Raw genomic sequence first — 20,103 nt, 5'->3', positions numbered from 1 at the left:
GGCTTGAACAGCCCAAGACACCGCTGCCCCCACCACCCCAGCGCTACGCGCTGCGGTCCCCCTCCCCCGAGGGGGGAGGATTTGTGAGGTCGCGGAGGGCGGCGAGGACGCCGTCCAGATTGGTCAGCATATCGCGGGCCGGCACTCGCCAGACCCGGATGCCCTGCGCCGTCAGCCACTCGGTGCGGCGGGCGTCGTGGCGGATCTGATCCGGATGGTCGTGGGTCTGGCCATCGACCTCGACTGCCAGCCGGGCGTCTTCGCACCAGATATCGAGGACGAAGGGGCCTATCGGGTGCTGCCGCCGAAATCGCGCGCCCTGCTGTTGTCCACGTATCGCCTGCCAGAGAATGACCTCCGGCAAGGTCATTCGGCGTCGGAGCGAGCGGGCCCACGCCACTGTGGTCCTGGGCGGATACATGCGCGGAGTATTCGAGTCGGCCCGGCGCACGTCAATCGAGCGGAACACCGCCGTTACCCCTGCGTTCGACCGAGGGACCACAGGGAGAGATCACATGCAATCGGTGAAGATGCTGGCGACGGTGGCGGGGTGCGGGCTGATGCTGAGCGGCTGTGCGACCGCGGGCTACGGCGACTATGCCTCGGCGTGCGAGCGGGACTATGCGAAGAACCGCGAGCGGGCCATCAGCGCCGGGGCCCTGCTGGGCGCGGCCGTCGGTGCGGCGGTGGCCGGAGAAGGCAACCGCGAGCAAGGCGCGGCGATCGGCGCCGTGGCCGGGGCGCTCCTGGGCAGCGAGCTGTCGGAAGAGGATGATCCCTGCGGCTACGGCTTTGGCGGCTACAACGACGACTATCGCTACGGCCGCGAGCGGGTCTACTGGCGGGACAACACCCGGCGCTGGTAGGGCCAGCCGTCAGGTGAAGTGATAGGCGTCGAGCCGGGCTTCCCGAATGCGGCCATCGCGATCGAACTGCAAGTTGATCCAGCCTTCGCCCAGGGTGGCGCCGCACGTCTGGCCGTGGTCTGGCTCGGGACGGCACTCGATCTCGACTTCAGGCAGGAAGCGTTCGACCCGCGACAGAACCGCGTCCATGTGGCGGGCGGTGCCGATACCGAGGACCGGTGAGGGACGGGTGTCGCCCTCTGTGAAGGCGTAGGCCTTCACCACCAGCTCGCCTTCCCGAAAATAGTGCTCGACGCCGTTGGCGTCGGCATAGCTGCACTCGCCCCATTCCTGGCACTGTCCCTCAATGACCATGGTCAGGCCCGGTACGCCTTCTCGGGTGCCGAAGGGGATGTCGGAAAAGCTGCGTTCCGCCACCGTCAGCAGCTCGGGGCCGGAGCGGGGCGCGTGGGCGCAGGCTGCCATGCCCAGTGACACCACCCCGGTTATGAGAGGGGCCATCAGAACTGCGAGTATCGTGAGGCGGCGATTCACGGGATATCGATCCTCCTGCGTGCGAGCGGTTCTACTTGAGGCAAGTAAGCTGATACTGGCGGAGTTCGCTCCGCCCTGACCTAAGGCGGGGCGGGAGCCGCGCGGTGGATCAGGATACGTGGCTGTGCGCCGTCGACGAGGACAAGGCTCCAGAAAAGAGAGCCATAGTGACTGTCGAAGATCACCAACTCGAGGTGCCCCTGCTCGTCAGGCGATATCAAGCCAATGCGGTCCAGTGGCAGTTCTGCAAAGAGGCGGGGCAGGTCGGCAGGACAGGGGTCGTGCCTGAGGCTGCTGGTGCATACGAGGCTGACGTCGGCCGCAGGGTCGGAGCGGACCATGCTCTGCAAGTCATCCACGCGCTCCAGCAGGACCGCGACGTCTTCGAGCCCAGCGTTGAATCGGGCGAAAGTGCGTGAGGCGGCACCCGCACAATCCGCATCACGCCGCACGACCGGATAGGTCGTTGTCATGTAGGACTCGACCGGCACAAAGCCCCGACCGTCGACGGATCGGCCTGCCAGCACGTGGTATACCTCACGGTGACAAAGACCTCCGGGCAGGGGCTCCGGTTCCGTATAAAGTTCGACATTCGCCAGAGGATCGGGCGAGCCCGGAGGAAAGGGCGGGCCGAAATAGTGGAGGCGAACAGCCGAATGGTCGGTGATGCGCGAGGCCATCGAAGGCCACAGCATCCGTGCGACCTCAGCCGTATCCATTGTCTGCAACTCGGCGGCCGCCACGGCCTTGGGGTCCGGATCCTGGGCCAGCAGCGCGAGGAGGATCAGGCCCAGCATCGGTCCTTATCCCGCCCGGCGCCGTTGCTCCGCGCTGCGGAGGGTGGAGCGGAGGAAGTCGGCGGGGGGGTCGGTTTCGGCGAGGACCTGTTCCTTGATGGCGCGGGGTTCACCGAACAGGTGGCCCTGTCCCATCGAGACGTCGAGCTCGAGGATGTCGACGATCTGGCGCTCGCTTTCGCACTTCTCGGCGATCACCTCGATGCCGTAGCGGCGGGTGAGGGCGGCGAAGTCGGCGGCCTGGATGTCCCGCAGGCTGGGCAGGGGCGAGCCGCCGTCGAGGTCGAGCAGCTGTTCGATCAGCAGGTCAGCGGCGACCTTGACGAAGCGGACGTCGGAGCGTTGCAGGTCGGCGAAGTCGAGATCCAGCGTCTGGACCTTGTCGATCGAGAAGCGGAAACCGAGGTCGGCCAGCTTGGCCATGTTGCGGGCCTCGACCGCGCCGCGGGCGTCGAAGGTGGCCTGTCCCAGCTCGAAGATCAGCGACTGGTTGAGGTCGCGGTTCTCGCTGAGGAAATGCAGGAACTGGGGGAAGAAGGTCTCATCGCCCAGCGAGGACAGGGCAACGTTGCAGAAGACGCCGACCTTGCGGTCCTGACGTGCCAGACGGCGGACGATCTGGGCGCAGCGGAACAGCAGCAGATTGTCGATGGCGGGGACCAGGCCTTCGCCCTCGGCGACCGACAGATATTCGGCCGGCATCATCACCCGGTCGGTCGAGTCGCGCAGGCGGGTGAAGCTTTCGTAGAAGACGGTGCGCCGCTGGGGCAGGGTCACGACCGGCTGGAGGTACAGGTCGACCCGGCCTTCGGTCAGGGCGTCGTGGACGGTGCGCAGCAGGGCGTGGGACTGGGCCTGGCGACGGCCCTCGAAGGTGTCGGCCGCGACCGGCGCCGGGGTGGACAGGCGCTCGTCGATGCTGGCGCTCATCTGCTGGATGAGGCCCTCGAGCATGCGAACCTCGCCGGTCAGCTCCTCGGTGCGGTTGAGGGCGCCGGACTCGATGGCCTGGGCCAGTTCGGTCAGGGCGCCCTGGGTGGTCTCCAGCGCGTCGGCCAGCAGGCGGTGGGCGTCGCGGATCTGGCCGATCTCGGCCTTGAGGGCGCGCTCGCGCAGGTGGCCGGTCAGATAGAGGTGGATGACGCCCAGCACGCCCAGGGCGCCGAAGGTGGCGGCGATGCCCGCGCCCGCACCCAGTCCGCCACGCCAGATCAGCGCGCCGACCGTCATGGCCAGAAACAGATAGCTGAAGATCAGGGCGGTACGAGTAAGGGTACGCATGTGGGGCGTCTGTCCGGCCTCCCGATGGAATCGATCCAGTATCGGGCTATCGGCCCGGAGCCGCTAGGGCTATTCAGAAAGAATCGGTGGACAGCGATAACCTGAGGAGTGGCGCGCACATGGAACTGTTTGACCTGACCGGCAAGGTGGCGGTGATCACCGGATCCTCACGCGGGATCGGCAAGGCCATCGCCGAGCGGATGGCCGAGCATGGCGCCCATGTCGTCATCTCGTCGCGCAAGGCCGGACCGTGCGACGAGGTCGCCGCCGAGATCAACGAACGCTTCGGCGAAGGTCGTGCCATCGCCGTGCCCTGCAACATCGCCTCGAAGGAGGATTTGCAGCGGCTGGTCGACACGACCAAGGAGACCTGGGGCAAGGTCGACATCCTGGTCTGCAATGCCGCGTCCAACCCCTATGCCGGGCCGATGGGCGGCATCACCGATGAACAGTTCGACAAGATCCTGCAGAACAATGTGGTCTCGAACCACTGGCTGATCCAGATGGTCGCCCCCGAGATGGTGGAGCGCAAGGACGGCTCGATCATCATCGTGTCGTCGATCGGCGGCCTGCGCGGCAATGCCCTGATCGGGGCCTACAACATCTCCAAGGCGGCCGACATGCAGCTGGCGCGCAACCTGGCGGTCGAGTTCGGACCGTCGAACGTGCGCGTGAACTGTATCGCGCCGGGCCTGATCAAGACCGACTTTGCCCGCTATCTGTGGGAGAACCCCGAGATCCTGAAGGCGACGACCGAGCCGGCGCCGCTGAAGCGGATCGGCCAGCCCGACGAGATCGCGGGCACCGCCGTTTATCTGGCCGCGCCGGCCTCGGCCTATATGACCGGCCAGACCATTGTGGTGGACGGTGGCATCACCATTGCCTGGTGAGACGGACAAGCCTGTCAGCCTTCGCCAGGACCTGATCTGGCGGCTGGAGGCAGCGGGGTTCGCCGTCCTGATCGGCCTGTTGCGGCTGATGGGGGTGGAGCGGGCCTCGGCCTTCGGCGGGGGTCTGTTGCGCTGGCTGGGGCCGAAGACGGGCACCCACCGCACAGTGATCCGCAACCTGCGCATCGCCTTCCCCGAGATGACGCCGGAGGCACGCGAGCAGCTGGCCCGCGACAGCTGGGAGCAGACGGGGCGGACCTTTGCCGAGACGGCAGTGATGGACCAGCTGACGCCCGACTCGGGCCGGGTCGAGATCGTGGGTCTGGAACGGCTGCACGCCATTCGCGACAGCGGCCGGCCGGTGGTGTTCGTTTCGGGGCACCTGGCCTGTTTCGAGGTGATGCCGGCGGCCATCCTGGGCGCGGGTGTGCCGTGCCAGATCACCTATCGCGCGGCCAACAATCCCTATGTCGATGCGCAGATCCGCAAGGCGCGGGCGCGCTATGGGGTCAAACTGTTCGCGCCCAAGGGCGGCGACGGGGCGCGCGAGCTGCTGGCCGGAATGGCGCGCGGCGAGTCGGTCGCCCTGATGAACGATCAGAAGTTTTCAGAGGGGCCCGAGGCGATCTTCTTTGGCCAGCCGGTCAACGCGGCGCCGGGGCCGACGCGGCTGGCACTGAAGTTCGGGACGGTGCTGCAGCCCCTGTCGGTGACGCGGCTGCCGGGCGTGCGGTTCCGCCTGACGGTGCATGAGCCGATTGACCCGAAGCAGACGGGCAATCGCACCGAGGACATTGCCCGCGGCGTGCAGGCCATCACCACCTTCGTCGAGGAACGGGTGCGCGAACACCCCGTCGACTGGTTCTGGGTGCACAAGCGCTGGCCCGACCGGGTCTATGCCTCGCTGGACTCGGGCGGGACGTCGGTCGAGCGGCGGTAGGGGCCCTTGAAGCCCTTGGCTGCGCTGCGGCGGCGGTCCGGTCCGAAATAGCCGTCGGTCTTCACGAAGGGGCGCGGCTTGTAGATGACCGCATTCATCCGCTCGAGGATGGCCTTGGCCGTGATCGGCTTGACCACGAATTCGGTGACGCCCGCGTCGCGCGCCTCGACCACGCGGCTCTTCTCGGAATGGCCGGTCATCATGATGATCGGCAGATAGGGATTGGTGCTGTCCGGGCTGTTGCGGACCAGGCGCGTAAACTCGACCCCGTCCAGCGGGAACATGTTGAAGTCGACGATGGCGAGGTCAAACACGTCATTGCGCAGGGCCTCGAGCGCGGCCGAGCCGTCGGGCATTTCGCGAATCTTGCGGATACCGGCGGACTGCAGGATCGCCGAGGTAATCGCGCGCATGTGCTGGTTGTCGTCCACGAGGAGAATGTGAATCGACTGTAGGGAAGACATGAAATTTTCAGGCTGAGGCTGGGGCCCGGAACGGGGCGACGAAGCGGCATCCTAGTCACGAAAGACGTCCGGGTCGAGGACAAGAAATTCGTACGGGGGGCTCAGGTGCGCAGCAGCAGGGACGGGTCGAGATTGCGGTCGCGCCACTTCATCCGCCAGCACAGGTGGGGGCCTGTGGCCCGGCCCCGGGCGCCGACCCGGCCGATCAGCTGGCCACGATAGACGTCCTGACCGGTGGCCACCTCCAGCCGGGACTGGTGCAGATAGGCGGTGATCAGGCCCTGACCGTGGTCGATGAAGACGAGGCCGCCCTCGTAGTGAAAGTCCGGCTCGGCAAGAGTGACACGGCCGGCGGCCGGCGCGGTGATCGGGGCGCCGGTGGGAGCCGCCAGGTCGATGCCGTAGTGAGGCCGGGCCGGGGTGCCGTTCAGGATCCGCTGGCTGCCCCAGGCGCTGGTCACCCGCATCGTCTCGAGGGGCGGCGAAAAGCCGTCACGGAAGAAGTCGGCATCCAGCCGGCTGGCATAGCCGTCGGCCTTGACCTGGGCCTCGGCACGGATGCGCTCAATGAGCGCCGGGTCGTCGGGCGTGACGGTCGATTGCGGCAGGCCGTTGATGCTGTGGCTGGGAAACAGCCCCTCGGACAGGGTGAGCTCGGCGGAGGTTTCCTGCGCAGCCGACCGGGCGGTGATGCGGGTGGTCAGCGGACCGTCGCGGTCGAAGCCGACGATGAACCAGCCGTCGGTCGAGGCCGTGGTCAGGGCCTCTCCATCGACGAAGATCAGGGCATGCGGCCAGGTGCGTCCGATCATATGGCCGCCCTGAACGGCCCGGCCCCGCAGGTTCAGGGGGTTGGCCTGGGCCTGCGCACCGGAGGTCAGCAGGCCGCTGACCGCCATCCCGCCCAGCAGGGCGCGGCGATCCAGGGTCATGACCGCCCGGCCAGACTCTGGGCCGCCTCGTCGGGACCGAAATAGGCCTCCTGACGCTCGACGCTCCAGTAGCGCAGGGCCTCGAGCGGGATGGGGCGGCCGGTGACCGCGCAGCGCACGAATGCGCCCCCCGTCATGATCACGAAATCCCCGTGGGCATAGCGCAGCCGCGCTTCCTGCCCCCCCACCCGGCTCTGGCCGGTCCTGTCGCCCCTGACGTCCATGAGGGCAGTCTAGCGCCTCGGATGGATTAGAAAAGATCGCCCTGTTCGGGCGGGGGCGCGGCCGGTTTGCGCGGGCGGGGCGCGGGCGGCGCGGCCGGGCGAGCCTCACTGTCGCCGCCGTCGGCCGTGGCACCGACCCGCCCGTCGGCGAAGGCCAGCGACAGGGCCTGACCCGGGGCGACGTCGCCAGCCGAGGTCAACCAGGCGCCGGCGTCGTCCTCGACCCGGACGAAGCCGGGCTTGGGCGTGCGCGGGTTCAGGGTGTTCAGCGCGCGGGACAGGGCGATCAGCGACTGGGTGCCGCGGTCGAGCGCGCGGGGCGGTGTCGCCAGCTTTTCGGACAGGGTGGCCAGGCGGGTGGCGCGACGCTCCAGCCCCCGGTCGAGCAGGCCGCGACCCAGCCGGCCCTGCAGGACGGCGAGGCGGTGCTGGTGGACGGCGACATTCTTGCCCAGCGCCGAGCCGAGTCGGCTGGAGGCGTGGTCCAGCCGCTGGCGCGCCAGTCCCAGCAGGTCCTCTGGCCGCTTGGGCAGGCCCCGGGCGGTGGCGCGCAGCCGGGTGCGACGGTCCTCGATCAGGCGGGCAGCACCCTGCAGGCGCCTGCGCTCCAGGTCGGCGAGGGTGGCGACCAGTTCGGCGCGGACGGGCGTCAGGATTTCGGCGGCCCCGGTCGGGGTGGGCGCGCGGCGGTCGGAGACAAAGTCGATCAGTGTGGTGTCGGTCTCGTGCCCCACGGCCGAGACCAGCGGGATGGAACAGGCCGCGACCGTCCGGGCCAGGTCTTCATCGTTGAAGGGCCAGAGATCCTCGACCGAGCCTCCGCCGCGCGCCACGACCAGTACGTCGGGACGGGGGATGGGGCCTGTGGCGGGCAGGGCCTCGAACCCCCGGATGGCGGCGGCCACCTGACGCGCCGCGACCTCGCCCTGGACGACGACGGGCCAGACCAGCACATGACAGGGCCAGCGCTCGCGGATGCGGTGCAGGATGTCGCGGATGACGGCGCCGGTCGGACTGGTGATCACGCCGATCACGCGCGGATAGCGGGGCAGGGCGCTCTTGCGGCCCGGTTCGAACAGGCCCTCCTCGCGCAGTTTCGCCTTGAGCCGCTCCAGCTGGGCCAGCAGGGCCCCGGCGCCTGCGGCTTCCATGCTGTCGATGACGATCTGGTAGCTGGAACGGGCGGGATAGCTGGTGATCTTGCCGGTCACGACGACCTCCAGCCCCGTTTCGGGCTGGATCGACAGGCCGCGCACCTGTCCCTTCCAGACGACGCCGTCCAGGGAGGCCTTGTCGTCCTTGAGCGTCAGATAGACGTGGCCCGAGGCATGGCGGTTGACCTTGGAAATCTCACCCCGCAGCCGGACATGGCCGAACCGGTCCTCCAGCGTGCGCTTGAGGGCGAAGGCCAGCTCGGAGATCGAGACGGCGGGATTGTTGTCGCCGGTGGTCGGAGCGGCCGGGGCGGTCCCCTCGAAGGCATAGGAATCGTCGGTCATGTGCCCTCAGGCTTAGCCCCCCGGAGGTCGGGCAGGCAATGTTGGGGACGGGCGGCTTGACCCCACGGCCCCGTGCCGTCATGTCGCGGGCATGAATATCCTCCTCGTCGGATCGGGTGGGCGCGAGCATGCGCTAGCCTGGAAAATCGCCCAGTCGCCGCTGTGCCGGAAGCTGGTCATCGCTCCGGGCAACCCGGGCATGGAGCGGCTCGGCGAGCTGCGCAGCGATGTGCGTGCCGATGATGCCGAGGCGCTGGCCGCGCTGGCGCGCGAGATCAAGGCCGATCTGGTGGTCGTGGGCCCCGAAATGGCGCTGGAGGCCGGGCTGGCCGACCGGCTGGACAAGGTGGGCATCCCCTGTTTCGGGCCGACGGCCAAGGCCGCGCGGCTGGAGACCTCGAAGGCGTTCGCCAAGGCCTTTCTGGAGCGGCATGACATCCCCACGGCGGGCTATGGGGTCTATGAGACGCTGAAGGACGCACGAGAAGCACTGTCGGTGTTCCGGCCCCCCTATGTGATCAAGGCTGACGGTCTGGCGGCCGGCAAGGGGGTGGCGATCAGCCCCGACCGCAAGGATGCCGAGGCCGAGATCGAGCGGATGCTGGGTGGCCGGTTCGGCAGTGCCGGGGCCCGGGTGGTGATCGAAGAGTTCATGGAGGGCGAGGAGGGCTCGCTGTTCGCCCTGTGCGACGGCAAGACCGCGCGCCTGTTCGGCGGGGCCCAGGATCACAAGCGCGCCTTTGACGGCGATCTCGGTCCCAATACGGGCGGGATGGGGGCCTATTCGCCCGCGCCGGTGTTCACGCCCGAGATGGTCGAGGCGGTCGAGAGCCAGATCGTCAAGCCGACCATGGAGGGCATGGCGGCCGAGGGGCATCCCTATCGCGGGGTGCTGTACGTCGGCCTGATGGCGACGGAGGACGGGCCGCGCGTGGTCGAGTTCAACGCCCGCTTCGGCGACCCGGAATGCCAGGTGCTGATGATGCGGCTGAAGAGCGATCTGGTGCCGCTGCTGCTGGCCTGTGCGCGGGGGGATGCCTCGCGGGCGCCGGAACCGGAGTTCCACGACGGCGTGGTGATCACCGTGGTGCTGGCGGCCAAGGGCTATCCCGACAGTCCGCTGACGGGGTCGGTCATCCGGGGCGCCGAACAGGACTTTGGCCCCGATGTGAAGGTCTTCCACGCGGGCACGAAGCGGCGCGAGGACGGCAGTCTTATTGCCTCGGGCGGCCGGGTGCTGAACGTCTGTGCCCGCGGGGCCGATATCGCCGAGGCGCGCGAGCGGGCCTATGCCGCCGTGCGCAAGATCGACTGGCCCGGCGGATTCCATCGCTCGGACATCGGCTGGCGCGCGATGGAGCCGCGCTAGGCCGCCTGACGCGCCTGTTCGGGAAGCTGGGTGACGGTCTCGATCAGCTCGGCCGCGTCGAAGGGCTTGGCCAGATGGCGGTCGGCGCCGGCGGCCTGGGCGGCGGCCACGTGCTCGGCCAGGGCGTTGGCGGTCAGCATGACAACCGGGGTGCGCCCGCGCCCGTCACTGGCCTCGATTGACCGGATTTCCCGCGTGGCGGTCAGGCCGTCCATCACCGGCATCTGCATATCCATCAGGACGATGTCGAAGCGGTCCTCGCGATAGGCGTCGACGGCTTGCTGACCGTTTTCGACCAGAACCATGCGGGCGCCGACCTGGGACAGGATCAGCTCGACCACCTTGCGGTTGGTGGGATGGTCGTCGGCGACCAGAATGGTGAGACCCTCGCGGCTTTCGGCCACAGGGGCGGCAGGCGCCTCGGCCACCGGCGCGGCGACCCGCTTGAGCGGGACTGACAACATGAAGCAGGCCCCGCCGCCGGGCTCGCTCTCGCAATCGAGGGTGCCGCCCATCATTTCCGCCAGCTGGCGGCAGATGGCGAGGCCGAGGCCCGAGCCCCCGAACTGGCGGGTAATACCGCCGTCGGCCTGTTCGAAGCGGCTGAACAGCCGGTCGCGGGTGGCGGCGTCGAAGCCGATGCCGGTGTCCGACACGGCCAGCCTCAGGGTCTCGCGACCACTGGCTTCTACGGCCGCGCCGATCGTCAGCTGGACCATGCCCTCGGCGGTGAATTTCACGGCATTGGATACGAGGTTGGTCAGGATCTGCTTCAGCCGGACCACATCGCCCTCGATCCAGCGGGGGCAGTCGTCGGCGATCTCGACCATGTACTGGAGGCCCTTCTCGCGGGCGCTTTCGGCGTAAAGCTGGGCCGCTTCCTCGACCGCCAGATGCAGGTCCATGGGTTCGGGCGTCAGCTGCAGTCGCCCGGATTCGACCCGGGCGAGGTCGAGGATGTCGCTGAGCAGGATCTGGAGCGTGCGGCCCGAAGCGTCGATCAGCTTGAGCATGTTGCGCTGCTCTTCGCTGAGGTTGGTGTGCGAAAGGGCCTGGGCCACGCCGATGACGCCGTTCAGGGGCGTGCGAATCTCGTGGCTCATATTGGCGAGGAACTGGCTCTTGGCGGCATTGGCCGCCTCGGCGGCGTCGCGGGCCTCGGCGAGGGCCTGGGCGTCGCGCTTGAGCTCGGTGATGTCATTGACCGCCGTGACGATGCCGCCGGCGGCCGTCATCCGGTCCTGGACCCGCAGCCAGCGATTGCCGGCGATGGATTGCTCCAGGGTGCTGGACAGGCTCTTGCGCGCCTCGATGCGGCTGGCGATCCATTCCTCCTCGCGCCCGATGGCCTCCTGGTAGAGGCCTTCGGAAATGCCGATCTCGAGGATCTCGCGGAAGGTCATGCCCCGCTCGAGCCTGGAGCAAAGCTCGGGATTCACCTCGGCGTAGCGGGCATTCCACAGGACCAGCCGGTCCTGGGAGTCATAGAAGCCGAGGCCGTCGGGCATGGCATCGATGGCTTCACGCAACTGGCGCAGGGCGCTGGTGCGCGACCAGTAGGTCAGTCCGGTTGAGGCCGCTGCCGCCACCACGAGGAGGCCGATGGCCGAGGCGATCACGCCCAGTACTTCGGCGCCGTAATAGGCGGCCCCTACGACAGTGATCGACGGATCCGGCGTTATGGTGGACGCGCCCATGGCGATGAAGTGGAGCGCGCTGACGGCCAGGGTGCCGGTGAACGCTGCGCCCAGGGTGAATTTCCAGCCGCCCCGGGAATGGAGCCAGCCTGCGACGGTGGCCAAGCCCATGCTTGTGAGCAGGGCAGTAGCGACCAGCGCCGGGTCCCAGCTCAGGGTGCCGGGCATGCGCAGGGCCCACATGCCGACAAAGTGCATGGCGGCCACGCCGCAGATGCCGAACAGGCCGGCGAGGATGCGCGCGGCGAGCGTGCTCTTGCCGGCCAGGGCGATCAGGGCGGTGCCCGACGCCGCCCCCAGGGCGAGGGCGAGCGAGGCAAAGGTCAGGCCCATGTCATAGGCCAGCGGGATGCCGGGGTCATAGCCGAGCATGCTGGTGAAGTGGGTGGTCCAGACCGCCAGCCCGCCCGTGACGACGGACCCGGCACCGAACGCTACCCGCGTCTGACCGCGTGACCGGCGCGCGCGCTCGTACACCGACATCGCCGTCACGAGGCCGCCCAGACAGACGGTGGCCGCAAGAGCGACCATCACCCAGTGGTGCTGGGTCGTCAGACAGAGCAGTACGGTATTCACGTAGACGCCATTCCCCTGTTCGCGGGGGAAGCTAGGCCGGAGTCGTGAATATTCCGTGCGTTCGGGCAATTCCCGCAGCGCCAAAGGCTGTCTTGCGGATTTCACACTTCCCGCGCATCACAGGGCATGCCTGACGTCCAGACCTCTTCGCCCGTCGTGCCGTCGCCCGGGTCACGCCTGTGGACGGCCGGGGCGTCCGGGGGGCTGGCGGTGCTGATCCTGCTGGCGCTGGCAGTCTACGATCCGGCCCATGCGGCGCCTTTGGTCGGTGGTGCGCTGCTGGTGGCGGTCACCACCTGGCTGGTCGCCAATCAGAGGCCCGTCATGCCGGAAGGGAATGAGGATTCGGACGGGGGCACCCGTGACGAGACCCGCCCGGCCGGTCCGATTGCCCTGCTCGAAGAGGTGTTCGAAACCGTCAGCGACCCGCTGCTGGTCGTGCGGGGCGGAGAGCCCGACGACATGGCCGGGCGCCGGGTGGTGCTGGCCAACCGGGCGGCGCGCGATCTGCTGCGGATCCCGCGCGAGGGGGCCATTCTGGTTTCGGCGCTGCGCGATCCGGCCCTGCTGGAAGCGGTGGATGAGGCCCTGTTCGGCGGGGTCAGCCGCGAGACCAATTTCGACTCGGGCGGGGTCCAGGCCCGGCACTGGCGGGCGATGACCCGGCCGCTGCCGGCATCGGCCAGCGAGACGCTGGCGCTGGTGCGGCTGCGCGACGAGACGGATGTACGGCGCATGGAGCTGATGCGGGTCGATTTCCTCGCGAATGCCAGCCATGAGCTGAGGACGCCGCTGGCCTCGCTGTCCGGCTTCATCGAGACGCTGAAGGGGCATGCGCGCGAGGATTCGGTGGCCCGCGATCGCTTCCTCGACATCATGGCGGCCCAGGCGGAACGGATGTCGCGACTGGTCGCGGATTTGCTGTCGCTGAGCCGGATCGAGTTGAACGAGCACGTCCCGCCGTCCGGGCATCTGGATCTGGGCCGGGCGACCACGGATGTGGTGGACGCCCTGAGCGTGCTGACCCAGCAGCAGGGCGTGGAAATCGAGGTGGCAGCCCCGGAAGACGCCGTCCGCATCCGTGGCGAGCGGGACGAGATCGTCCAGGTGATCCAGAACCTGATCGACAATGCGATCAAATATTCGCCGCGCGACGGCCGGATAGAGGTGGACATCCGGACCGGACTGACGCCTGCCGAGGCCGCCGCGTCGCGGATGACGGGGGCCGCGCGCCTGCCGCTGCTGACGCCGGACCGCGGTGAGGAGCTGACCTATGCCGCCGTGACGGTACGCGACCACGGGCCGGGCATGTCGCGCGAGCACCTGCCGCGCCTGACCGAGCGATTCTATCGGGTCGAGGGCCAGAAGAGCGGCGAACGACCCGGCACCGGCCTGGGTCTTGCGATCGTCAAACATATTGTGAACCGGCACCGCGGCGGGCTGGTCGTCGAGAGCGTGCCCGGTGAGGGCGCGGCCTTTACCGCCTTCTTTCCCCTGTCGAATCGCACGGCTGTGACAGAACCTCTGACGGTGTAACCGAACTGTCATGGACCCGTCGTAATCCGCTGACCAATCGCGGGCAGGGTCCGCGCACTTTCATGGTGGCCCGAACGGCGACCTGATTCCCCGTATCGCGGACCTCGATGACCCTGACTGTCCTTCTGATCGTGATCCTGCTGGCGGCGGCGGCCTTTGTGCTGGGCCGGCGCCGGGCGGCGCGTCGGGCCGAGGCCCTGACCGGACGGGCCCGGGCTCACTCGCGCCCTGTGCAGCACGGGGCCTATGCGATGATCTGGGTCGCGGCACCGGCCCTGTTCGTGCTGATCGCCCTGTCGATCCTGTCCGGCCCGATCTCGCACCAGCTGATCCAGACCGGTCAGCCCGAGGCCGTCGAGCGCCTCGAAGGCTTCCGCAAGAATGCCTTTGTCGCCGATGCGGCGCGGGTCGCCAACGGAGAGGCGACCCAGGCCATCTGGGAGCCGGAGGTCGCCCAGCATCTGGCCCCCGAAGGCGCCCGGGCCGCCCGCATCCAGACGACCCTGATGTGGGCCGGAGTGGTCGGAGCCCTGCTGGCCGGCCTGGTGGGCGGTCTGGTCGCCTTCATGCGGATTCGTCCGGACTTCCGGGCGCGCAACCGGGTCGAAGGCTGGATCGTGGGGCTGCTGCTGGTCTGTTCGGCCATCGCCATCCTGACGACCATCGGCATCATCGCCTCGCTGCTGATCGATGCGACGCGCTTCTTCTCGGCCGTGCCGCTGCCGGAGTTCCTGTTCGGCACCCAGTGGAGCCCGCAGACCGCCATCCGTGCCGACCAGGTGGGCTCGACCGGGGCATTCGGCGCCCTGCCGCTGTTCGCCGGGACCTTCCTGATCATGCTGATCGCCATGGCCGTGGCCGCGCCCGTGGGCCTGTTCGCGGCCATCTATCTGTCGGAATACGCCGGGGCCGCCAGTCGCGCGATCATCAAGCCGGTGCTGGAGATCCTGGCCGGGGTGCCGACCGTGGTCTACGGCTTCTTTGCCGCGCTTACGGTGGGACCGGCCTTTCGCGAGGGCTTTAACACCCTGGGGCGCTGGCTGGTCGGCGGGCCGCTGGACGGGCTGGGGCAGTATCTGATGCTGGTCCAGAACCAGATGGCGCTGGTGGCCGGGGCCGTCATGGGGATCATGCTGATCCCGTTCGTCTCGTCCCTGTCAGACGATATCCTCAACGCCGTGCCGCAGTCCCTGCGCGACGGGTCCTATGCCATGGGGGCGACCAAGTCCGAGACCGTCAGCCGGGTGCTGATGCCCGCCGCCCTGCCGGGTGTGGCAGGGGCCCTGCTGCTGGCCATGTCGCGGGCCATCGGCGAGACGATGATCGTGACCATGGCTGCGGGCCTGGCCGCGCGCCTGACGCTCAATCCCCTGGACACGGTCACCACGGTGACGGTGCAGATCGTGACCCTGCTGACCGGGGACCAGGAGTTCAACTCGACCAAGACGCTGGCGGCCTTCGGCCTGGGCCTGACCCTGTTCGTGGTCACCCTGGCGCTGAACATCATCGCCCAGCGCATCGTCCAGACGTATCGGCAGCAGTATGACTGAGACCCGTGACGCCCTGGCGGCGACCCGTCTGGAGCGGCTGAGAGGCGGGCTGAAGCGCCGCTATGCCCGCGAGATGCGGTTCCGCATGTACGGCATTCTGGCCATTGCCGTGGCCGTGGCCTTCCTGGCGCTGCTGCTGGGCCGGATCGTGGAGCAGGGGCACACAGCCTTCTATGCCCATGAGGTGTCGGTGCCGGTCTATCTGGACCCGGCCAAGATCGATGCGTCCTATCCGCAGGGCACCAATTTCGAGCAGATGGTCGCCGAGCAGCAACTGGCGACACAGGGCCTGAGCGGCGATGCCGCCGGTCCGATGGCCGCCGAGATGCGCGGCCTGTTCTCGTCCGAGCTGAAGTTCCAGGTCGCCGAGCAGGTGGCCGCCGATCCGTCGCTGATCGGGCAGACGGTGACCTTCGGCGTGCCCGTGTCGGACGACGCTGATCTGTTCTTCAAGGGCAAGATCTCGCGCGACACGCCGTCCGAGCAACGCCGCCTGACCGATCGCCAGATCGGCTGGCTGGACCAGATGGAAGACGCCGGCCGGGTGCACAGCCACTTCAACGCCCGCCTGTTCACCAGCGGGGACTCGACCGAGGCGGAGCTGGCCGGGGTGCTGGGGGCCGTGGTCGGTTCGGCCCTGATGCTGATGGTCACGGCCCTGCTGGCCATTCCGGTCGGCGTGGCGGCGGCGGTCTATCTGGAAGAGTTCGCGCCCCGGAACCGGCTGAGCGCGCTGATCGAGGTCAACATCAACAACCTGGCGGCCGTGCCGTCGATCGTCTACGGCCTGCTGGGTCTGGCGCTGTTCATCAACTGGATGCATCTGCCGCGGTCATCGCCGCTGGTGGGCGGTCTGGTGCTGGCGCTGATGGCCCTGCCGACCATTATCATCGCCACCCGCTCGTCGCTGAAGGCGGTGCCGCCGTCGATCCGCGAGGCGGCCCTGGCCATGGGGGCGAGCCGCACCCAGACGGTCTTCCAGCACGTGCTGCCGCTGGCCCTGCCGGGCGTCATGACCGGCGCGATCATCTCGCTGGCGCACGCGCTGGGCGAGACCGCGCCCCTGCTGCTGATCGGCATGGTCAGCTTCATTCCGGGTGTCGCCAGCTCGATCACCGAGCCCAGCGGCGCCCTGCCGTCCCTCATCTACATCTGGGAGAATGCCTCGGAGCGCGCGTTCCACGAACGGACCGCCGCGGCCATCATGGTTCTCCTGGCCTTCATGATCGTGATGAACGCCGCCGCCATCCTGCTGCGGCGTCATTTCGAGCGCCGGTGGTAAACGCATGAAACAGACGATCTATCGCTCGCAGGACGGACTGGAGGGCGGCGCGCCCGCCGCCGAGGTGCCGGCCGAACTGGCCGCCGCCGCCCAGGCCGCCACCGACCCGAAGGGTGCCGCCCCCGTCGGCCCGACCAAGATCGCCGCGCGCGACGTGTCGGTCTTCTATGGCGAGAAGCAGGCCCTGTTCGACGTCAGCCTGGACATTCCGGACAAGACGGTCACGGCGCTGATCGGCCCGTCGGGCTGTGGCAAGTCGACCTTCCTGCGCACCATGAACCGGATGAACGACACCATCGCCGGGGCGAAGGTGACGGGCCGCATCGAGATGGACGGCGAGGACATCAATGCCCGCTCGCTGGACCCGGTGCTGCTGCGCGCCCGCGTCGGCATGGTGTTCCAGAAGCCCAACCCCTTTCCGAAGTCGATCTTCGAGAACGTCGCCTATGGCCCGCGCATCCATGGCCTGACCCGGTCCAGGGATGAACTGGCGGGGGTGGTCGAGGAATCCCTGCGTCGCGCCGGCCTGTGGGAAGAGGTCGCCGACCGTCTGCACTCGGCGGGCACCGGCCTGTCGGGGGGCCAGCAGCAGCGTCTGGTGATCGCGCGCGCCATTGCGGTCAATCCGGAAGTGATCCTGATGGACGAGCCGTGCTCGGCCCTGGACCCGATCGCCACCGCCAAGATCGAGGAGCTGATCGACGAGCTGCGCGAGCGCTATTGCATCGTCATCGTCACCCACTCGATGGCCCAGGCGGCCCGGGTGTCGCAGCGCACCGCCTTCTTCCACATGGGGCGGCTGGTCGAGACCGGCGATACCGAGGAAATCTTCACGAATCCGCGGGAACGGCGCACGCTCGACTACATCACCGGCCGGTTCGGATAGGGCACCCGATGAACCAGCATACCGTCAAATCCTATGGGGACGAGCTGAACCAGCTGACGGCCATCGTCGCCCGCATGGGAGGACTGGCCGAGGCACAGGTGGCCGATGCGATCGAGTCGGTGGCGCGTCGCGACGTCGCCTTGGCCCGTGCGGTCGTCGAGCGCGATGCCCGGCTGGACGCCCTTCATGCCGATATCGAGAAGAAGGCCATCCGGCTGATCGCCCTGCGCCAGCCGGTCGCCTCGGACCTGCGCAAGACGCTGTCGGCGATGAAGCTGGCGGTCGATCTGGAGCGCACGGGCGACCTGGCCCGCAACATCTCGAAGCGCGCCCTGATCCTGGCCGAGGGCGAGCCGATGCTGCCGCTGACCCGGTCGATCGAACGGATGGGCAAGCTGGTGTCGAACCGGCTGCGCGATGTGCTGGATGCCTATACGGCCTCGGACGTCGACCGGGCGATGGGCGTCTGGACCTCGGACGATGAGGTCGACGAGCACTACAACAGCCTGTTCCGGGAATTGCTGACCTATATGATGGGCGATCCGCGCACCATTACGGCCTGTACCCACCTGCTGTTCATGGCCAAGAATCTGGAGCGGATCGGCGACCACGCGACCAATATCGCCGAGACCATCCACTATGAGATCACCGGCGGCGACATGATCGGTGAACGGCCGCGCTGGACGCCCACCCCGTCGGATTCCGATGTGATGGCGGCCGACGATCCCCTGCGTCCGCAAGAGTCCTGAGACCGGAGACCCCTATCGTGCAGCCCTATGTTCTTGTGATGGAAGACGAGGACGCGCTGGCGACCTTGCTTCAGTACAATCTGGAAAAGGAAGGCTACCGCGTCGTGGTGGCCGGCGACGGGGAGGAGGGGCTGGTCCAGATCGACGAGCGCCTGCCCGATCTGGTGCTGCTGGACTGGATGCTGCCCAAGGTGTCGGGCATCGAGGTGTGTCGGCGCATTCGCGGACGGCCGGAGACCCGCAACCTGCCGATCATCATGCTGACGGCGCGCGGCGAGGAAACCGACCGGGTGCGCGGTCTGGACACCGGCGCCGATGACTATCTGACCAAGCCCTTCTCGATGACCGAGCTGATCGCCCGCATCCGGGCGGTGCTGCGCCGCATCCGTCCGGGCCTGGCCGACGACCGGATCAACCACGGCGACATCGTCATCGACCGGGTGGCCCACCGGGTGCGCCGGGCGGGCAAGGAAATCCACCTTGGCCCGACGGAATTCCGCCTGCTGGATCACTTCATGCAGCACCCGGGCCGGGTGTTCAGCCGCGAGCAGCTGCTGGACGCGGTGTGGGGCTCGGACGTCTATGTCGAGGCGCGCACCGTGGATGTGCACGTCGGTCGCCTGCGCAAGGCCCTGAACGTCGAGGGCACCGCCAACCCGATCCGCACCGTGCGCTCGGCGGGCTATTCGCTGGACCTGGACGGGTAGGGCTGATTTGACGACCCGCCAGCTTTGGTCCTGACTGATCGGATGCTGGTCCCTCTGCTCTTTGGCATCTTACTTGTCGCGGCCTCGGGCGGCTGGCTGGTCGGTCGAGTGACGAAGCGCCGCCACATTTTACTGGCCGCCTGGGTCCTCTTGCCCGTCCTGCTCTATCTGGTGACGGCGCTGATCATCGGGAACCCGGCATCCTGGCGGCAGGAAGTCGGGTGGGTTTTCATCGGGCTGGGCTTCGTCGGCCTTCCCATGCTGGTGTGGGCCGGAGCTGCCGTAGCCGGGTTCTTCGTCGGCAGCTTGAGGGACGACACCTAGACCCCGGCGCCCGCCTCCAGCTCATACACTTTCGCGCAGTATTCGCAGGTGACGTGGATCTTGCCGTCGGGCTCGACCATCTCGGCGCGTTCCTCGTCGGTGAAGCTGTCGAGGACGGTGGCGATGCGGTCGGGTGAGCAGCGGCAGTGGGCCACAAGCGGCTGGGCAGCCTCGAGGCGCACGCCGTCCTCGTGGAACAGGCGATAGAGCAGGGTCTCTGACGGGACCCGGGGATCGATCAGCTCGTCGGCGCCGATGGTGCGGAACAGGGCGCGGGCGCGGTCCCAGGCATCCTCGGTATCGCCGCGCGCGGCATCGCCGGCCAGACGCTGGATCATCATGCCGCCTGCTCGCCAGGCGCTGCCGGTGTCGTCGGTCAGGCGGCCGACGGCGAGGCGCACCTCGGTCGGGATCTGCTCGGACTGCTGGAAATAGTGTTCGGCGCACAGCGACAGGCTGTCGCCCTCGATGGGGGTGATGCCCTGGTGGCGTTCGAAGTCCGGCCCCTGGTCGAGGGTCATGACGAACACGCCCTTGCCCAGCAGGCGGTGTGCGCCGGGTCGGGCCTGATCCGCGGTCAGGGCGGCCAGTTCGCCTTCGTCATAGCGGCAGTAACCGCGCAGCGTGCCCTCGGTGCCGTAGTCGGCGACGACGTATCGGACCGGGCCGTCGCCCTGGGCCTGCAGGATCAGGCGGCCCTCGAACTTGAGCGCCGAGCCGATCAGGGACGCGAGCGCGCAGGCTTCGCCCAGCAGCTCGGCCACCGGGTCCGGATAGGCGTGGGCCGACAGAACGGCGTCGATGGCCGGGCCCATGCGCACGATGCGGCCGCGCACGGGCTGGTCCTGGATCTGGAAGGCGGCAACCCGGTCGTCGGGCAGGCGGGAGGCGTCGGTCACGTCGATATCCTGTGAGGCAAGGGCGCACAGATAGGGGGAGGGGGCGGCCAATTTAAGCCCTTGCAAGCGTTGCCTTATGATATGGCCGGAAACCCCGGCGG

Annotated in this window: 21 protein-coding genes; 11 read left to right on the top strand and 10 right to left on the bottom strand. The window is 68.3% G+C overall.

What is annotated here, in order from left to right:
• Nucleotides 1–43: 43 nt before the first annotated feature.
• Nucleotides 44–370 (bottom strand): endonuclease domain-containing protein, encoded by a 327-nt coding sequence (locus J7346_RS10515; RefSeq protein WP_245157789.1) that lies wholly within the window; start codon nt 368–370, stop codon nt 44–46.
• 145 nt (nt 371–515) lie between these two features.
• Between J7346_RS10515 and J7346_RS10510 the strand changes: the two genes are divergently transcribed.
• A complete protein-coding gene (locus tag J7346_RS10510) occupies nt 516–866 on the top strand; it encodes a glycine zipper domain-containing protein (protein WP_209119876.1) in 351 nt (116 codons plus the stop codon).
• Nucleotides 867–875: 9 nt separating this feature from the next.
• Here the strand turns inward: J7346_RS10510 and J7346_RS10505 are convergent, their stop codons facing one another.
• The 3 genes from J7346_RS10505 to J7346_RS10495 form a co-directional block, all read right to left on the bottom strand.
• Nucleotides 876–1,367, bottom strand: coding sequence for a hypothetical protein (locus tag J7346_RS10505; RefSeq protein WP_209119875.1), 492 nt, complete (start codon nt 1,365–1,367; stop codon nt 876–878).
• Between the two features lie 113 nt (nt 1,368–1,480).
• Entirely contained in the window at nt 1,481–2,197 is a 717-nt protein-coding gene (locus tag J7346_RS10500) for a hypothetical protein (protein ID WP_209119874.1), read from the bottom strand.
• Between the two features lie 6 nt (nt 2,198–2,203).
• Nucleotides 2,204–3,478: an EAL domain-containing protein gene (locus J7346_RS10495; RefSeq protein WP_209119873.1), complete on the bottom strand. Its 1,275-nt coding sequence runs from the start codon at nt 3,476–3,478 to the stop codon at nt 2,204–2,206.
• Nucleotides 3,479–3,597: 119 nt separating this feature from the next.
• On the opposite strand from J7346_RS10495, the gene J7346_RS10490 reads away from it, so the two are divergent.
• Entirely contained in the window at nt 3,598–4,368 is a 771-nt protein-coding gene (locus tag J7346_RS10490; RefSeq protein ID WP_209119872.1) for an SDR family oxidoreductase, read from the top strand.
• Nucleotides 4,358–5,308: a lysophospholipid acyltransferase family protein gene (locus tag J7346_RS10485; protein ID WP_245157788.1), complete on the top strand. Its 951-nt coding sequence runs from the start codon at nt 4,358–4,360 to the stop codon at nt 5,306–5,308. Before J7346_RS10490 ends, J7346_RS10485 begins: the two co-directional genes overlap by 11 nt.
• On the opposite strand, the gene J7346_RS10480 is transcribed toward J7346_RS10485, so the two are convergent.
• The 4 genes from J7346_RS10480 to xseA all read right to left on the bottom strand — a co-directional run bounded on the left by J7346_RS10480 (nt 5,263) and on the right by xseA (nt 8,427).
• Nucleotides 5,263–5,772 carry a response regulator gene (locus tag J7346_RS10480; RefSeq protein ID WP_209119870.1) on the bottom strand — a complete coding sequence of 170 codons (510 nt, stop codon included), beginning with the start codon at nt 5,770–5,772 and terminating at the stop codon, nt 5,263–5,265. The genes J7346_RS10485 and J7346_RS10480 overlap by 46 nt on opposite strands.
• A 101-nt stretch (nt 5,773–5,873) precedes the next feature.
• The gene (locus J7346_RS10475) at nt 5,874–6,704 is read right to left on the bottom strand and encodes a M23 family metallopeptidase (RefSeq protein ID WP_209119869.1); all 831 of its coding nucleotides are present in this window, start codon (nt 6,702–6,704) and stop codon (nt 5,874–5,876) included.
• Nucleotides 6,701–6,928 carry a DUF2093 domain-containing protein gene (locus tag J7346_RS10470; RefSeq protein WP_209119868.1) on the bottom strand — a complete coding sequence of 76 codons (228 nt, stop codon included), beginning with the start codon at nt 6,926–6,928 and terminating at the stop codon, nt 6,701–6,703. Before J7346_RS10470 ends, J7346_RS10475 begins: the two co-directional genes overlap by 4 nt.
• 26 nt (nt 6,929–6,954) lie before the next feature.
• Nucleotides 6,955–8,427 carry an exodeoxyribonuclease VII large subunit gene (gene xseA / locus J7346_RS10465; RefSeq protein ID WP_209119867.1) on the bottom strand — a complete coding sequence of 491 codons (1,473 nt, stop codon included), beginning with the start codon at nt 8,425–8,427 and terminating at the stop codon, nt 6,955–6,957.
• 91 nt (nt 8,428–8,518) lie between these two features.
• Between xseA and purD the strand changes: the two genes are divergently transcribed.
• The gene (purD, locus tag J7346_RS10460; protein WP_209119866.1) at nt 8,519–9,796 is read left to right on the top strand and encodes a phosphoribosylamine--glycine ligase; all 1,278 of its coding nucleotides are present in this window, start codon (nt 8,519–8,521) and stop codon (nt 9,794–9,796) included.
• Here the strand turns inward: purD and J7346_RS10455 are convergent.
• Nucleotides 9,793–12,069 (bottom strand): ATP-binding protein, encoded by a 2,277-nt coding sequence (locus J7346_RS10455; RefSeq protein ID WP_348521493.1) that lies wholly within the window; start codon nt 12,067–12,069, stop codon nt 9,793–9,795. The two genes, purD and J7346_RS10455, sit on opposite strands and share 4 nt — an antisense overlap.
• Nucleotides 12,070–12,195: 126 nt before the next feature.
• Between J7346_RS10455 and J7346_RS10450 the strand changes: the two genes are divergently transcribed.
• From J7346_RS10450 to J7346_RS10420, 7 genes are all read left to right on the top strand, one after another.
• Nucleotides 12,196–13,605 (top strand): ATP-binding protein, encoded by a 1,410-nt coding sequence (locus tag J7346_RS10450; protein ID WP_209119865.1) that lies wholly within the window; start codon nt 12,196–12,198, stop codon nt 13,603–13,605.
• Nucleotides 13,606–13,712: 107 nt separating this feature from the next.
• Entirely contained in the window at nt 13,713–15,155 is a 1,443-nt protein-coding gene (pstC, locus tag J7346_RS10445; protein WP_209119864.1) for a phosphate ABC transporter permease subunit PstC, read from the top strand.
• Nucleotides 15,148–16,437 (top strand): phosphate ABC transporter permease PstA, encoded by a 1,290-nt coding sequence (pstA, locus tag J7346_RS10440; RefSeq protein WP_209119863.1) that lies wholly within the window; start codon nt 15,148–15,150, stop codon nt 16,435–16,437. Before pstC ends, pstA begins: the two co-directional genes overlap by 8 nt.
• A gap of 4 nt (nt 16,438–16,441) precedes the next feature.
• Nucleotides 16,442–17,323, top strand: coding sequence for a phosphate ABC transporter ATP-binding protein PstB (pstB, locus tag J7346_RS10435; protein ID WP_209119862.1), 882 nt, complete (start codon nt 16,442–16,444; stop codon nt 17,321–17,323).
• 8 nt (nt 17,324–17,331) lie between these two features.
• Nucleotides 17,332–18,072 carry a phosphate signaling complex protein PhoU gene (phoU, locus tag J7346_RS10430; RefSeq protein WP_209119861.1) on the top strand — a complete coding sequence of 247 codons (741 nt, stop codon included), beginning with the start codon at nt 17,332–17,334 and terminating at the stop codon, nt 18,070–18,072.
• Between the two features lie 17 nt (nt 18,073–18,089).
• Nucleotides 18,090–18,779 (top strand): phosphate regulon transcriptional regulator PhoB, encoded by a 690-nt coding sequence (phoB, locus tag J7346_RS10425; protein ID WP_209119860.1) that lies wholly within the window; start codon nt 18,090–18,092, stop codon nt 18,777–18,779.
• Nucleotides 18,780–18,821: 42 nt separating this feature from the next.
• Nucleotides 18,822–19,103, top strand: a complete 282-nt coding sequence (locus J7346_RS10420; RefSeq protein ID WP_209119859.1) for a hypothetical protein — start codon at nt 18,822–18,824, stop codon at nt 19,101–19,103.
• On the opposite strand, the gene J7346_RS10415 is transcribed toward J7346_RS10420, so the two are convergent.
• Complete coding sequence (locus tag J7346_RS10415; protein ID WP_209119883.1) at nt 19,100–20,008, bottom strand: Hsp33 family molecular chaperone; 909 nt, start codon at nt 20,006–20,008, stop codon at nt 19,100–19,102. The genes J7346_RS10420 and J7346_RS10415 overlap by 4 nt on opposite strands.
• Nucleotides 20,009–20,103 lie beyond the last annotated feature (95 nt).

Source organism: Brevundimonas sp. A19_0 (assembly GCF_017744255.1).
In the GTDB taxonomy this organism is placed as follows: Bacteria; Pseudomonadota; Alphaproteobacteria; order Caulobacterales; family Caulobacteraceae; genus Brevundimonas.
The sequence above is the reverse complement of the archived record's forward strand: the minus strand, read 5'-3'. Positions and strand labels throughout refer to the sequence as shown.